Origin of the sequence: Mesorhizobium shonense (assembly GCF_040545255.1) — a bacterium.
GTDB lineage: Bacteria > Pseudomonadota > Alphaproteobacteria > Rhizobiales > Rhizobiaceae > Mesorhizobium > Mesorhizobium shonense.
Genome location: NZ_JBEPLM010000002.1, coordinates 272642 through 286563 on the forward strand (window position 1 = coordinate 272642; position 13922 = coordinate 286563).

The 13922-nt window shown below is 65.8% G+C and carries 14 protein-coding genes; all 14 read right to left on the reverse strand.

Going from position 1 to position 13922, the window contains the following annotated elements:
* Positions 1–70 precede the first annotated feature (70 nt).
* The 14 genes from ABID26_RS06750 to flgA all read right to left on the reverse strand — a co-directional run bounded on the left by ABID26_RS06750 (position 71) and on the right by flgA (position 13922).
* A complete protein-coding gene (locus tag ABID26_RS06750) occupies positions 71–661 on the reverse strand; it encodes a transglycosylase SLT domain-containing protein (RefSeq protein ID WP_126098100.1) in 591 nt (196 codons plus the stop codon).
* Positions 591–1964: a flagellar hook-length control protein FliK gene (gene fliK, locus ABID26_RS06755; RefSeq protein WP_354414623.1), complete on the reverse strand. Its 1374-nt coding sequence runs from the start codon at positions 1962–1964 to the stop codon at positions 591–593. The genes ABID26_RS06750 and fliK overlap by 71 nt, the downstream gene beginning before the upstream one ends.
* Positions 1965–1989: 25 nt before the next feature.
* The gene (locus tag ABID26_RS06760; protein WP_354414624.1) at positions 1990–3432 is read right to left on the reverse strand and encodes a chemotaxis protein MotC; all 1443 of its coding nucleotides are present in this window, start codon (positions 3430–3432) and stop codon (positions 1990–1992) included.
* The gene (locus ABID26_RS06765; RefSeq protein ID WP_292302716.1) at positions 3429–4856 is read right to left on the reverse strand and encodes a MotB family protein; all 1428 of its coding nucleotides are present in this window, start codon (positions 4854–4856) and stop codon (positions 3429–3431) included. Before ABID26_RS06765 ends, ABID26_RS06760 begins: the two co-directional genes overlap by 4 nt.
* Positions 4853–5479, reverse strand: coding sequence for a hypothetical protein (locus ABID26_RS06770; protein WP_292302717.1), 627 nt, complete (start codon positions 5477–5479; stop codon positions 4853–4855). The genes ABID26_RS06765 and ABID26_RS06770 overlap by 4 nt, the downstream gene beginning before the upstream one ends.
* Positions 5480–5482: 3 nt before the next feature.
* A complete protein-coding gene (fliF, locus tag ABID26_RS06775) occupies positions 5483–7141 on the reverse strand; it encodes a flagellar basal-body MS-ring/collar protein FliF (protein ID WP_292371364.1) in 1659 nt (552 codons plus the stop codon).
* A gap of 188 nt (positions 7142–7329) precedes the next feature.
* Positions 7330–8214 (reverse strand): flagellin N-terminal helical domain-containing protein, encoded by an 885-nt coding sequence (locus ABID26_RS06780; protein ID WP_292302719.1) that lies wholly within the window; start codon positions 8212–8214, stop codon positions 7330–7332.
* A 278-nt stretch (positions 8215–8492) separates the two neighbouring features.
* Complete coding sequence (locus ABID26_RS06785; RefSeq protein WP_126098107.1) at positions 8493–9377, reverse strand: flagellin N-terminal helical domain-containing protein; 885 nt, start codon at positions 9375–9377, stop codon at positions 8493–8495.
* A gap of 217 nt (positions 9378–9594) precedes the next feature.
* Positions 9595–10326, reverse strand: a complete 732-nt coding sequence (gene fliP / locus ABID26_RS06790) for a flagellar type III secretion system pore protein FliP (RefSeq protein ID WP_292302720.1) — start codon at positions 10324–10326, stop codon at positions 9595–9597.
* Positions 10323–10817 carry a flagellar basal body-associated FliL family protein gene (locus ABID26_RS06795; protein ID WP_126098109.1) on the reverse strand — a complete coding sequence of 165 codons (495 nt, stop codon included), beginning with the start codon at positions 10815–10817 and terminating at the stop codon, positions 10323–10325. The genes fliP and ABID26_RS06795 overlap by 4 nt, the downstream gene beginning before the upstream one ends.
* 18 nt (positions 10818–10835) lie before the next feature.
* Positions 10836–11540, reverse strand: coding sequence for a flagellar basal body L-ring protein FlgH (flgH, locus tag ABID26_RS06800; protein ID WP_292302721.1), 705 nt, complete (start codon positions 11538–11540; stop codon positions 10836–10838).
* On the reverse strand, positions 11537–12067 hold the full coding sequence (locus ABID26_RS06805) for a MotE family protein (RefSeq protein WP_292302722.1): 531 nt from the start codon (positions 12065–12067) through the stop codon (positions 11537–11539). The genes flgH and ABID26_RS06805 overlap by 4 nt, the downstream gene beginning before the upstream one ends.
* A gap of 80 nt (positions 12068–12147) precedes the next feature.
* Positions 12148–13389 carry a flagellar basal body P-ring protein FlgI gene (locus ABID26_RS06810; RefSeq protein ID WP_435528550.1) on the reverse strand — a complete coding sequence of 414 codons (1242 nt, stop codon included), beginning with the start codon at positions 13387–13389 and terminating at the stop codon, positions 12148–12150.
* Positions 13386–13922, reverse strand: coding sequence for a flagellar basal body P-ring formation chaperone FlgA (flgA, locus tag ABID26_RS06815; protein WP_292302723.1), 537 nt, complete (start codon positions 13920–13922; stop codon positions 13386–13388). The genes ABID26_RS06810 and flgA overlap by 4 nt, the downstream gene beginning before the upstream one ends.

Consider the following 13922-nt stretch of genomic DNA (forward strand, 5'->3'; position numbering starts at 1 on the left):
GGATCGGGGACGATACTGGAGTCGCCGGGACCCTCGACGGCGGCCAGGTTCGAAGTCGCTGCAGAAACAACTATTGATTGCAGAAAGCGGTGGCGTTCGGCGTCCATTTGCCGAAGCCGGTGGCGACCATGTTGGCGATGACGCGGCAGACATAGACCTTCTGCGCCGGGTCGTTGTTCGGGCCGGCATGATAGCGGGCGACAGCCATCGACCAGGTCATATGGCGGGCATGGAGGCTCACCAGGAAGCGCGCCGCGTAGTCGACGTTCCGGTGCGGATCGAGCATGTCCTCGACGCTGCGGAAATGATCGCCGTGATAGCGATGGTTGATCTGCATGCAGCCGAGGTCGATCAGCGTCTTACCCTGGCGACGGGCATTCTCGAATGTCGCCAACGCTTCGCCGCGGCTGCGCGGGAAGACAGCTTTTCCTTCTATATTCAAAGCGTTGGGCTGGAGGCTGCCCTTCTTTCCAGTCTCCGTCAGGCCGACCGCGTAGAGGATACCCGCCGGCACGCCGTAACGATCGGCGGCGCGCAGGATTTCCGGCTCGCAGGGATTGGCGGCGGCTTTGGCGACGCCGACAGCCAGGCTAGATATAGATATCGTCGCCAGCGCGCTCGCGAAGAGGCGAAGCAGCGCGGCCGAATTCCTGTGCGCCATTGCGGTCGTTCCTTCCCGATTGCCGATCGCCGCCGGCGCTGTTGCCGCCCGAATTCCCCGGTTGGAATGAAGGCTGGTCGCGGCCCGTCGACATCGGCAGCGCGCTGTTCGCATCGGCGCGGCTTGCCGAATGCACTGCTATCGAGGGTTGCAGGATGGTGACGTGGTCGACCTCGAAGCCAAGGCCGCGGAGCGACTTGACGATGGCGTCGCTGTCGGCGGTCAGCCGGCGGTATGCCTCATGCGTCTCCGGCTTCATCTCAATCGAAAGTTGCTCTCCCGAGAGCCTCAGGCTGGCGGTCACCATGCCGAGCTCCGAAGGGTGGAGCTCGATCTTCAGGACATGTGTCGGAACGGCAACAGAGTTGGCCGTTTGGGAGCTGACCGACGCGCTTGAAAAGGCCTGTTGAACGCCATTGTCCGAGGCGATCGCCTCAACCAGCCCCGATGTCGTCTGGCTGAGGGGATTTTGCGCCGGCGCCGGGAAGCTCTGCTGGCTGACGACATCCATGCGCCCGGCGGCGGAGGATGGCCTGGTCTGATTGATCGACGCGATGGACTGCGCCGTTTTCTGGGCGGCTGCCGGCCGCCAGCCGCGCGGCGTTGCGGCGTCGGTTTCGGTGCCTTGCGTTCCCGGCAGGATGTCATCCTTGCGGACCAATGCGTCCGCGGCCGGATCGGCGCTCACCGGTTTCTGTCCGAAATCGGGCCCGGATTTCTCCGTCGCTAGTCCCGCGCGACCGGATTGCGGCAACGGCTCGGAGGTTTCGGAAGCGTTGGCCAATGTGCGTCTGCCCTGGCGAATCGCCAGCTGCGAAGCGGTGGACCGGCCAAGGGGGGACTGGATCCCTGCCTCTCCCTCGGCGGTGGATCCGTCGCGACCGGCATTTGTCGACGTTGCGAAATGGCGGATGTCGCCCAACGCCATCAGCAAGGGCAAGCCATCCTGGAGCGGAGCGGCGTCGGGCGATTGCGCCGCCGCGTCGGCATCGTCCGCTGCTTTCGCATGACCGGTGTCGGCGCTGCTCTTGGTGGCTTTTCCGGCTGCCGGCTTTTGCGCGGCGGTCTTGTTCTGCCCATCCTGGTCAGCCTGTACCTTCGGCGAACCGGCGAGGGCACGCCGCATTGGATGAGCATCGGAGGACAGAGGCTCGGCCGAATGCTTGCCTTGGCGGGCCGGTTTTTCGGCGCCATGCACCATCTCGCCGAAATTCGAGCCTTTTTCCGTCCCGTCGGCGGCCTGCTCGCGGGACTGGGTGTGAGCGGAGCCGAGCCCCGGCAGGGCCTGACTGATGCTGGTCATTTGGCGCTGGTCATTTGGGCGCTGGTCATTTGGGAGCGGCTCCGAGCAATTGGTCAATCTGGTCGAGCTGGCGGCGCGCGTCGAGCATCGCGGCGTCGGTGGGATCGTGCGGGTCAAGACCCGAAGCCGCCGGCGCAGACGCAGGCAGCACCGGCGGCGTTTCGGGCGGCGCAGGAGCGGAGGCCGGAGCTTCGGCCGTGGACTGAGCCGTCGTTGGCGTGGCCTGCGGCATAGAAGCCGCGGCCGGCGCGTCCGCCGCCGGCTTGGGCGAGGCCGCGACAGCCGGCTGCTCGGACACCGCGCCTTCCACCGGCGGCAGGGCGTCGGCGTCAGCCAGGCCCGCGGGGTCGGTTTCGGCGGCGGGTTTCGCCGCATCGCTCTTTGCCGGATCCGCAGCCTCGGTCTCGTCCTTGGCGACCGCCGGCACAGGAGCGACAACCTCGCCGGCAACGGCTTGTGCCGCATCGAGCAAGGCGCGGTCGCCTTCCGAAAGCTTGCCGCGATCGATCTTGCCGAGCCTGGCGCGCACGTCGTCGATCGTGGCCGACGTCACGGTGGAGAGGCTCGAATAGAGCACGGCGCGCGGGTCGTCCTGATTGCCGTTGCCGTTGCGGCCCTGCTCGGCCCGCGCCGAGGCGAAGGCGGAAAGATCCGCCAGCCCGTCGATCGCGGCGCGGCGCGCGATGCGCAGGTAGATCACCTTCTCGCGCTCGGCATCCATCATCGACGTGATGTCGGCAAGCTTGTCCTGGCTGATCGACATATGGAGCGCAATGACACCGGAGACGAAGGAGTCGGCGAACTGGCTGGCATAGGGCGAATAGAGATAGCCGGCGACATACTGCGTCGAGGCGAGCGCGAAGCGAGCGGCGTCGCCTTGCGCCGCGGCGATGCCGACGGAGCGGCGAAGCGCTGCTTCCTCGACCAGCGTACCGGGGCTGAGCAGGCGCGCCTCATCCAGCAGGGTGAGCGCGGTTAAGGGTTCATCGGTCGCTAGCAGCGAACCCTTGACCAGCGCCAGGAAGGCGCCGAGGTCGGGAGGCACGCTCATCGGATCGATCGGTTTCAGGATTTCGATCGCGGCGGCCGGCCGGCCGTTCAGATAGGCGACGACCCCTTTGGCGATGGCAAGGCTCTGCGGGTCGGTCGTCGCGCGCGAAGCCGCTGCCTCGACGGTGACCGGGTTGCCGCCGCTCATGCCGTAGACGAGCAGAGCGCGGAAATTCTTCGGGTCCTTGAAATCCCCGGCATCGGCCGCGCGAAGCCTGGCATCGGCCATTTCCAGAAGCTTGGCCTGCATCGGCAGCGCCGCATGGTCGCCGCCGGCGATGCGGTCCTGAATGAGCTGCAGCGAACGCACCAGCTGATAGGGCTGCAAGCCGTCGTCCTGCGCGAAGGCCGCCCCGGGCGACCCCGCGGCAAGCAGGAGCAGCCCGACGGCGCGGCCGATGACGGTCCTGCCCCTCATCCGCCGGTCGCCATCAGGATCTCGATGCGGCGGTTTGCGGCCGCCAGCGGATCGGATCGGATCTTGGGCTGGCGGTCGGCGAAGCCGGCGACCTCGGTGATCCGGCTTTCGTCAACGCCGCCGCGCACCAGCATGTAGTAGGCGGAGTGGGCGCGGGCGGTGGACAGCCGCCAATTGTCGTAGGTGTCACTGCGGAACGGCCGCGCATCGGTATGGCCGCCGATGGTGATGGTGCCTTTCTTCTCGTTGATGATGTGGCCGATCTTCTCCATCGCCAGCACCAGCTCGCGGCGCGGCAGGGCCGAGCCGATCTCGAACATGCCGAAGTCGAGCTGGTCGGTGATCGAGATGACGACGCCCTTGTCGGTGGCCTCGACGGAGACGCCCGCCGCCAGCTTTTCGCCCGGCGTAAAGGCCTTGGCCAGTTCCTGCTTGATCTCGGCCGCGGCCTTGAGGGCGGCGCTGCTCGGGGTCTTTTCCTCCTTGTCGGAAGCTTGTTCCGGCTCGGCCTTTTCCATCCCCGCCTTAGCCGCTTCGGCCTTCGCGGTCCCCGGCTTCGCGGCGGCCTCGGCTTTTTCGGCGTCTGCCTTCTCACCTTCGGCCTTTTCGCCCTTGATCTCCTTGCCGTCGGCTTTCCCGATTTTCGTGTCGCCCGATCCGGCTGTCACCTTGGCACCGGGTTTTTCCGGCGTCGCCAACGGCTCGAGCGGCGCATCCAACTGCGGCGGCGCAGGCGGAACGGCCTTGACTTTCGGCACTTCGGTTTCGGCGACCTTTTCGCCGGGTTTGACCGGATCGCCTTCGATCTTCCTGCGCTCGGCGCTGGCTTCGGCGCCGGGCGTCGCCACCTGCTGCGACCAGAAATCCGGCGCGAAAGGATCGCGATAGGATTCGCCGCCGGAAGCGCCGGTCGCCGGACCGGCGTTCTGAACACCGCCTTCGCCCTTGGCGCTGACATTCTGCATCACGCCGGTATCGGTGGCGATCTCGGCAAGCACGGCGTAGGGATCGGCAAACAGGTGCTCGTCGGAAAGGTCGGACTTCTGCGAGGCTTCCTTGGTCTGCCTGCGGTCGGAGGAGCCGGCGCCGCCTTTGCCGTCCTCACCGGCCTTGCTGGCTCCATCCTGCGGATTGTCGGCGGTGAGACCAACCTTGCTCGGGCCGTCGCCGAGATCCTCCAGGCCCTTGCGGCTGGAGTTGCGGTCGATCAGCTCGACCGGGTTGAAGTAGCTGGCGACCGCCGCCTTGGTCTGCTCGTTGGCGGCGTTGATCAGCCACATGACGAGAAAGAAGCACATCATCGCGGTCATGAAGTCGGCAAAGGCGATCTTCCAGACGCCGCCATGATGGTCGTCGTCGTGACCGTCGTGATTGCGCTTGACGATGATGATCTCGTGCCGGGGCTCACCGTCGATGGCACTCATGACAGGACCTCCGAGAAGGAAGCCGACCATTCGGCGATACGCGTCTCGAACACCGTTTCATCGATGGTCACGGTCAGGTCGAAGCTCGGAGCTTCGGTGAAATCGAGATTGGCCGCGCGGAATCCAAGCGCGGCCTTCAGCGGCTCGAACAGCGACAGCGGCCCGCGCACGCCGATGCGCACGGCCTCACCGTCTGCGACCGCGGCGCTGATGGTTTGGGCAAGGGCTGCGAGCGAGCGCTTTTGCAGATCGTCGCTGACGATGCCGCCGATGATGCGGGCAACCGTCGTGGCGGTGAGATCGGCAACGCGCGCTTCCATGGCATCGATGCGCATCGCGACCGCCGCGCCGAGATCGCCGCCAAAGCTTTCCAGGAATGCTTTCGCCGCATCGTCATTGGCCCGGCGCTCGGCCTCGAGCGCCGCCTGATGGGCGGTCGTGAGCCGTGCCTCGAGCGCTGCTTCCGCATCGGCCACCGCCTCGGCGATCAAAGCGCCAATGTCGGCCTGCGGCGGCGATACCTCGGGCTTGCGCTCGACGTCGACGGCCACCGGCGCCTGGCCGGTGCGCGGGGTGCGCGAACCGAAATCAGGCAAGAGATCGAAAAGGGCTCCCGAAGCCATGACTTATGCCGCCGCTTCCGGGGCGGCGGCCCATTTGCGCAGGATCTGGGCGGTACGCTCCTCATTGAGGTCGACCATGCGCGCCAGCCGTTCCTGCGGCGCCGGCCTGAGCTTCTGACGCAGGTCGTCGAGCGGGGTGGACCCCGAGCGGGCATCCGGCAAGGCGCCGGCCGGCGTATCGGAGGCAATCGCGGCCACCGGCGCGTCAGGCGTCGGCAGCGAGCGCTGGACATCGTCGAAGCTGGGGCCGGCGACGGCCGCGGGCTTCGCCGACGCCGTCAGCGCGGCCGCCATCGGCCGCAGGCCGAAGAAGGCGACCAGGAACACGACGACGATGAAGGCGCCGGCATTGATCATTGTGCCGCTATATGTGCCGATCGAGGCGAGGATACCGGGCCGGTCGATCGGCTCGCCGTCGAGCCCGTCGATGAACTCGACCGCCGAAACGTCGATGACGTCGCCGCGCTTGTCGTCGAAGCCGGTCGCCGAGGCCACCATCTTCTGGATGTCGGCGACGCGCTTGGCGATCTGCTCGGGGGTGGCGTCCTTGCCGAGGATCGTCTTCAGCCGCTCCTGGTTGACGACGACGGCGATCGACATCTTGGTCACCGAATAGCCGTTGGAGACGGTGGCGATCTTCTTGGAGTTGATCTCGTAGTTGGTGATCTCTTCCTTGCGGTCGTTCTGCGAGGAGGACTGCGGCCCTTCGGTGCTGGTCGTCTGCGTCTCGGGCAGATTCTGCTCGACGCTGGTCGGCGTCGAGGCCTGTTTCTGGTTGCTGGCCTCATTGGTGCGCACCGACTGCACCGACCGCTCGACGCGGGATTCGGGATCGAAGATCGTCTCTTCGGTCTGGCGGGTGTCGGTGTTGACGTCGGCCTTGACGCTGGCGCGGAAATTGTCGGGGCCGAGGTAGGGGGTGAGCGCGCGGCGGATGTTGTCGCCGATCTGCGCCTCGACCGTCTGCTCGACGCCAAGCGTGCGGGCAGCGCTGGTGTTGGAGGTGTCGTCGCCGGCGGCGAGCAGGTTGCCGTTGGAATCGAGCACGGTGACCTTGTCGGCCGACAGGCCCGGAACCGCCGCCGCGACCAGGTGGCGGATCGACTGCGCGCTCTTCTCGGCATCGACGCCGGCATAGCGGATGACCACCGAAGCGGAAGGCTGCTGCTCGTCGCGGCGGAAATTGGCGCGCTCGGACATGACGATGTGGACGCGCGCCGCCTTGACGCCGGCAATCGACTGGATTGTGCGTGCGATCTCGCCTTCCAGCGCGCGCACGCGGGTGATCTGCTGCATGAAGGAGGTGAGGCCAAGCGAGCCGACATTGTCGAACAGCTCGTAGCCGGCGTTGGCGCTGGTCGGCAGTCCCTTCTCGGCAAGCAGCATGCGCGCCTGCGCGGTGGTGCCGGCCGGCACCAGCACCGACGTTCCGTCGGCACCGACGTCGAAGCCGATGCCGGCCTCGCCCAGCACCAGGCCGATCTGGTTCACGTCGCTGCGGTCGAGCCCGACATAGAGCGTCTCGTAGGCCGGACGGTTGAGATAGACAGAGGCGACGCCGATCACGGCCATGACCAGCGCGGCAATACCGCCCATGAGAGCGAGACGCCTGACGCCGAATCCCCGCAGGTTCGCGATGAGGCTCTGGATCTGTTCCGGCACGATTCAACCGCTCCCAGCATGACTGTCCGCCGGAAGATTAGACCGCGAAGCTTGTGCGAGGATGATAGTGCGTGCCGCCAAGCGCCACGCGGGACCCGGAAAGCGCGAAAGCAGCCATCCGACGCGCAAGAAAAAAGGCCGCGTTCAGACGCGGCCTTGCGAATGGAAGGGTTGTCTCGGCCGGATTATCAGCTCTTGAACAGGGCCAGGATCGACTGCGAGTTGCCGTTGGCGATCGACAGCGCCTGGATGCCGAGCTGCTGCTGCACCTGGAGGGCCTGCAGGCGGGTCGATTCCTTGTTCATGTCGGCGTCGACCAGCGCGCCGACGCCCTTGTCGATCGAGTCCGAGAGGTTGGAGAGGAAGCTCTTCTGGGTGTCGATGCGCGACTTGGCGGCGCCGAGATAGGCAGCGCCGGTGGCGAGCTTGGCGAGCGCGGTTTCAACACTGGCAAGCGCGGTGTCGATATTGGCGTCGGAGACAGCGGTGGTGCTCGGGTCGAAGAAGCCCGTGGCGAGCAGGCCGCCCACGATGCCGCCAGTGCCGGCGACGTCGAGAACCTGCGTGTCGGCAGACTTGACCGTGATGGTGTCGATGGAAACCGTCGTGCCGGTGCGGTTGTATGAAGCGACGATCTGCAGGTCGGAAGCGGTGGTGCCGTCGTTGCGCAGGAGATTGGAGCCTGCATAGCTGGCGTTGGTGACCGACGACTTGATCTGGTCCTGGATGGCCTTGATTTCGGTGGCGATCTTCTGCTGATTGTCCTGACTGGCGCCCCGGGCGGTGACCAGCTTGGTCTTGATCGCGTCGACCTGATCCTTGATTTGGGTGATGGCGGTGTAGGCGGTGTCGACCTTGCCGGCGCCGAGGCCGAGCGCGTCCTGGACGGCCGAGAGCGCCTGGTTGTCTGACCGCATCGAGGTGGCGATCGACCAGTAGGCGGCGTTGTCGGAAGCGGTGGCGACGCGGTAACCGGTCGAGATGCGGCCCTGTGTGGTTTCAAGCGCCTTGTTGGTGGCGTTGAGGCTCTGCAGCGCGGTCAGCGCGGCGGCGTTGGTCATGATGCTTGCCAAGATACACCCCTTCTCACAGCAGGCATGCCTCGCGCATGCCGGTCAACTCTCTGGCGGGGGCGTCATGCCTGTCGACCACCGGTCGGCCCGTCATAGCGATTGGTTAACCATAACTAGCGCGTCACGGTTAATGCCGCGTTAAAAGCGGGCCTTGAAACCGCGATGCGGTAGTATTTCTTAAGGGAAGAGGCGCGCCTCGGAGGGCGGTGGCGTCACAATGAAAATCGGGCCGCGCTGATGGCGCGGCCCGATCCGGATGCCTGAAGTTCGCTGGGTGATCAGCCGCGGAAGAGCGACAGGATCGACTGCGAGTTGCCGTTGGCGATCGACAGCGCCTGGATGCCGAGCTGCTGCTGGACCTGAAGGGCCTGCAGCCGGGTCGATTCCTTGTTCATGTCGGCGTCGACGAGGGAGCCGACGCCCTTGTCGATCGAGTCCGACAAGTTCGACAGGAAGCTCTTCTGGGTGTCGATGCGCGACTTGGCGGCACCGAGCGAGGCAGCGCCGGTGGACAGCTTGCCGAGCGCCGTTTCAACGGAGCCGAGCGCGGTGTCGATGGCGGTGTCGGCGACAGCGGTGGTGCTCGGGTCGAAGAAGGTCGCGGCAAGCAGGCCGCCGACGATACCGCCCGTGCCGGCGACGTCGAGGACCTGCGTGTCGGCCGACTTGACGTTGATCGTGTCGATGGTGACGGTCGCGCCGGTGCGGTTGTACGAAGCGACGATCTTCAGGTCGGAAGCCGCCGTGCCGTCATTCTGCAGCAGGTTCGAGCCGGCGAAGTTGGCGTTGGTGACCGACGACTTGATCTGCGCCTGGATGGCGTTGATTTCGGTCGCGATCTTCTGCTGGTCTTCCTTGCTGGCGCCGCGGGCGGTGACCAGCTTGGTCTTGATCAGGTCGACCTGGTCCTTGATGTCGTTGATGGCGGTGTAGGCGGTGTCGACCTTGCCGGCGCCGAGGCCGAGCGAGTCCTGGACGGCCGACAGCGCCTTGTTGTCGGACTTCATCGACGTGGCGATCGACCAGTAAGCGGCGTTGTCGCTGGCAGTGGCGACGCGGTAACCGGTGGAAATGCGGGACTGGGTGATCTCGAGCTGCTTGTTGGTGCTGTTCAAGCTCTGCAGCGCGGTCAGCGCAGCGGAATTGGTCATGATACTGGCCATGATACTCGTACCTTGTTTTTACACGGATTTTTTTGACATACCGGCTTGTCCGGTATGACGGTGCGGCATCATGCCAATGATCGCTGAGACCCGATCACCCGCCATCTGAGGCGGACTATGCGGGCAACTTCCTACCAAACGGCTAAACTGGACGGTTAATCGAAAATATATTGCGCGAAATTCGAGCGATGCATTTGCCGTGTCGCCGGCGAGGCGGTCAGGTAAAGGACCGCACCAGGCTGCCAACCAGAAGGTTCCAGCCGTCGATGAGCACGAAAAACAGGATCTTGAACGGCAGGGAGACCACCGTCGGTGGCAGCATCATCATGCCCATGGCCATGGTGACGGTGGCGACGATGAGGTCGATGACGAGGAACGGCAGCACGATCAGGAAGCCGATCTCGAAGCCGCGCCTGATCTCCGAGATCATGAAGGCGGGCACCAGGATGCGCAGATCGACGGCCTCGCGCGAAACGGTCTGGCCGCGCTCGCGGGCGAGATCGGCAAAGAGGTCGAAATCCTTGTCGCGCACATTGTGCAGCATGAAGCCGCGGAACGGATCCGAGATCTTCTCGAAGGCCTCGGCCTGGGTGATCTGGTTGTCCATCAGCGGCTTGACGCCGGTGTTCCAGGCTTGGTCGAAGGTCGGCGCCATGACATAGAAGGTCATGAACAGCGACAGCGAGATCAGGATCAGGTTGGCGGGCGTCGACTGCAGGCCGATGCCGGCGCGCAGGATCGAGAAGGCGATGACGAAGCGGGTGAAGCTCGTTACCATGATCAGCAGGCCCGGGGCCACCGAAAGCACGGTGAGCAGGCCGAACATCTGGATGAGGTAGCCGACCGTGGTGCCGTCGGCCTTGCCGATGCCGGCGAGATCGAGCTGCTGGGCCGCGGCGACAGAGGTGGTGACGACGATAAGCGCCGTGGCAATGAAAAGCTTTCTCATTCGAGCAGCATCGTCCTGATGAGAACCTGTTTGACGTGGCCGCCGCTGCGCAGCGCCGCGCGCTCGTCGAGATCGGCCTTGAGATGCTGGTAGCCGCTGGCGCCTTCGATCTGATGCATCTTCAGCGTGCGCACGAACGCCAAGAGGTCCTGATGGATCTGCTCGGCCATCTCCGGCGGCTGCGGCACGTCGTAGAGCAGCGATGCCTCCAGCCTTATCCAGATTTCGCTCGGCGAAGCGAGATTGGTGGTGATCGGCGCCAGCTGGACCACCGTCGGTCCGGCAGCGGGTTTGTCCGCGTCCGCGGGTTTCTCCGGGCTGCCGGCGTTCTCCGGCGCGGCAGGCACCGGCGCCGGTGCTTCGCCCTGCTTGAGATAGCCGCCGGAAACCCAGCCCAAGCCGATGGCGGCACCTGTCATGGCGAGAAGCATGGCGAGCTGGACCACCAGGGAAGGTCCCTTCTTGGGCTGAGCCTGCTCGACATTTGCCATGGACAGCGCTCTCCCGGCCTAGAAGGGAAGAACCTGGTCGAGGATCTGCTGGCCGTAGGCCGGCTGCTGGACCTCGCTCACACGGCCGCGGCCGCCATAGGAAATGCGCGCCTCGGCGATACGCTCGTAGGGGATCGTGTTCTCGGCGCCGATGTCGGAGGGACGCACCATGCCGGCGATCGTCAGCACCCGAAGCTCGTAGTTGACGCGCACCTCCTGAGAGCCGCTGATCATCAGATTGCCGTTGGGCAGAACCTCGGTGACGACGGCGGCGACATTGAGCTCGAGATTCTCCGAGCGCTTGATCTCGCCGTCGGCGTTGGTTTCGGTGCTGGAGCTCAGGCCCGCATCGCCCTTGCCGCTGGTGCTCTTGCCGTCCCATCCGAGCGTGACGTCGTAGCCCAGCTTGCGCGCGGCGGTGCGGCTGCGGTCGTTCTGGTTCTTGAAATTGGCCTTGTCGTTGAGCTTGATGTTGACGGTCAGGATGTCGCCTTCCTGCAGTGCTCGCGGATCGGTGAAGAGCCGGCTCTGGCGGTCGTCCCACAGCGAGAATTTCTTCACGGGCGCGGCCGGCGGCTCCGGATAGCTGTAGGGAGCCCCACCGCCATTGCCGATGCCGGAGCCGACCGGCGACAGCGCAGGCTCCCGGCCGACCTCCTTGAGATCGGTGCCGCAGCCGGACAGACCGACGCCTGCGACAAGGACGAGCAATTTCAACTTCATGACGGATCAACCCTTCGCGCCGCGCTGGCCATGATGCCGGTGAGCGCCGCCGCCGCCTTCTGGTCCATTTCGTTGAGAATGACGCCGGCCTTGCGCGAATCGAGCTTCATCAGGATGGCGGCCGCGAGCTCGGCATTGACCATCGCCAGGCGCTCGGCCGCGGCGTCAGGCTTCATGCCGGCATAGATCTTGACCACGCTGTCCTCGGCGCGCGCCAGGAACACTTCGCGGCGCTTCAGCCATTCTTCGTATTCGGTCCGCTTTGCCTCCAGAGCTTTCATGCGCTCGTCGATGCCGGTCTGGAGCTGCTTCAACTCCTCGGCCTGCAGGGCATAACGGCGGTCGCGCGCGGCGTCGGCGATGTTGGAGCAAAAACGCTGGATCTCGCTTTCGTCCGGCGCCTTCTCGCGCGTGAGCTGCGCCGGCTGAGCCGGCGCCTGTCCGCCGGGCAGCACCTGGCGCACTTCTTCCGCGCGGGCGGCGGCGCCCACCAGGGTAACGATCGCGGCAGCGGCGACGAGGCACATTGCAGGATGATGTCTCTGGCCAGGATGAAGTCTCGGGCGACGATGCGGTTTCGAAGAGAAAAGCTCGATCATCGGCGTGCCTATTGGAGAACCAGGTCGGCCTGCAAGGCGCCGGCCGACTTGATGCCTTGCAGGATGGCGATGATGCCGTCGGGCTTCACGCCGAGACGGTTGAGGCCGGAGACAAGCGTTTCGAGATCGGGACCGTCGAGTACGGCGACGCGCGCGTCGGGTCGCGTGGCCTCGATGGCGGTGAAGGGCTCGACCGCGGTCTGGCCTCTGGAAAAAGGCTCGGGCTGGACAACCTTCGGCGCTTCAGTGATGCGCACGGTGAGCGTGCCGTGGCTGATCGCCACGCGCGAGATCCTGACGTTGTTGCCGATGACGATGGTGCCGGTGCGCTCGTCGATGACGACGCGGGCCGGCGTATCCGACTCGACGACCAGATTCTCTATCTCGGCGTAGAAGCGCGCGGCGGAGACGTTCTTCGGCCGCCTGATCTGCACGGTGCGGGCGTCGCGCTCGGCCGCGACGCGCATGCCGAAGCGCTGCGAGGTGTAGTCGTTGACGGCGTCGGCGATGCGGATGGCGGTCGAGAAATCCGGATTGCGCAATTGCAGCGTCAGCACGCCCTGGTCGTCGAACTCGGCAGGCACCGGGCGCTCGACGATGGCGCCGTTCGGCACGCGGCCGGCTGTGGGCACGCCTTGGGTGAGCTCCTCGGCCTGGCCCTTGGCGGTGAAACCACCCACGATCACCGAGCCTTGCCCGACGGCGTAGATCTCGCCGTCCGCCGCCTTGAGCGGCGTCATCACCAGCGTGCCGCCGGCGAGCGAGGTGGCATCGCCCATCGAGGAGACGTCGATGTCGATGCGCGCGCCCGACTGGACGAAAGGCGGCATGTTGGCGGTGACGATGACGGCGGCGACGTTCTTGGCGCGCGCGCTGCCGCCCTCGGTGGCGATGCCGAGATTCTCGAGCATGGCGCGGATCGACTGTTCGGTGAAGGGCGAGTTGCGCAGGCTGTCGCCGGTTCCGGCCAGGCCGATGACCAGGCCGTAGCCGACGAGCTGGTTGTCGCGCGCGCTCTGCAGCTGGGCAATGTCCTTGATGCGCGCCGCGACCTGGCCCGGCGGCAGCGTGCTCGGTCCCGTCGAAACACGAAACATGCGCGTGGTGGTAGCGGGATCGTATTCAGGGTCATCGTAGACGCCGCCATTCTTCTGCGCAAGTTCGCGCTTGGCCTTGGGCGTGAGCCCATCGGCCAGTGCCGGCTGAAGGCTGATGGCGGCGCTCAGCAGAAGTGCGAAGGCGCGCATCACGATGCGCCGACCTTGATGGTGCCGTCGGCCATCACCGTACCGGAGATGATCTTGCCGCTGTCGATGTTGCGGATCTTGATCTGGTCGCCGGCGGCGCCCGGCTGCAAGGTGACGCCGGCGGCCGAAATGGTGAGCGCGCCGGCGGTGAAATAGACCTGAACGGAAGCTCCTTGTTCGACCAGCCAAGCCTCGCGAATGGCGGCTACCGGGATGTAGCGGCCGGGCAGCAGCGTGCGCTTGGCGACCTTGCCCTGCAGTTCCTCGGAGCGCGTCGCCATGCCGTCCGGCTTATGCTTGCCCGGCACAAGGGTCACCTGCTTCAGCGCGGCGAGCTCGATCGCCTCGCCGGGGTAGATGACCCGGTTGGGGATCAGCACGGCTTCGCCGACCGCTTGATTGGCGGCGATCTGATTGGCCGACTCGCCCTGAATCTGTTTGGCCGTCTCTTGCGCAAGCGCCGGCATGCCGACGGCCGCCAGCGCAAGGGCCAGCACGGCGCGGCGGAAAGCAGGGCAGGAGGCCGGCATAGCCAT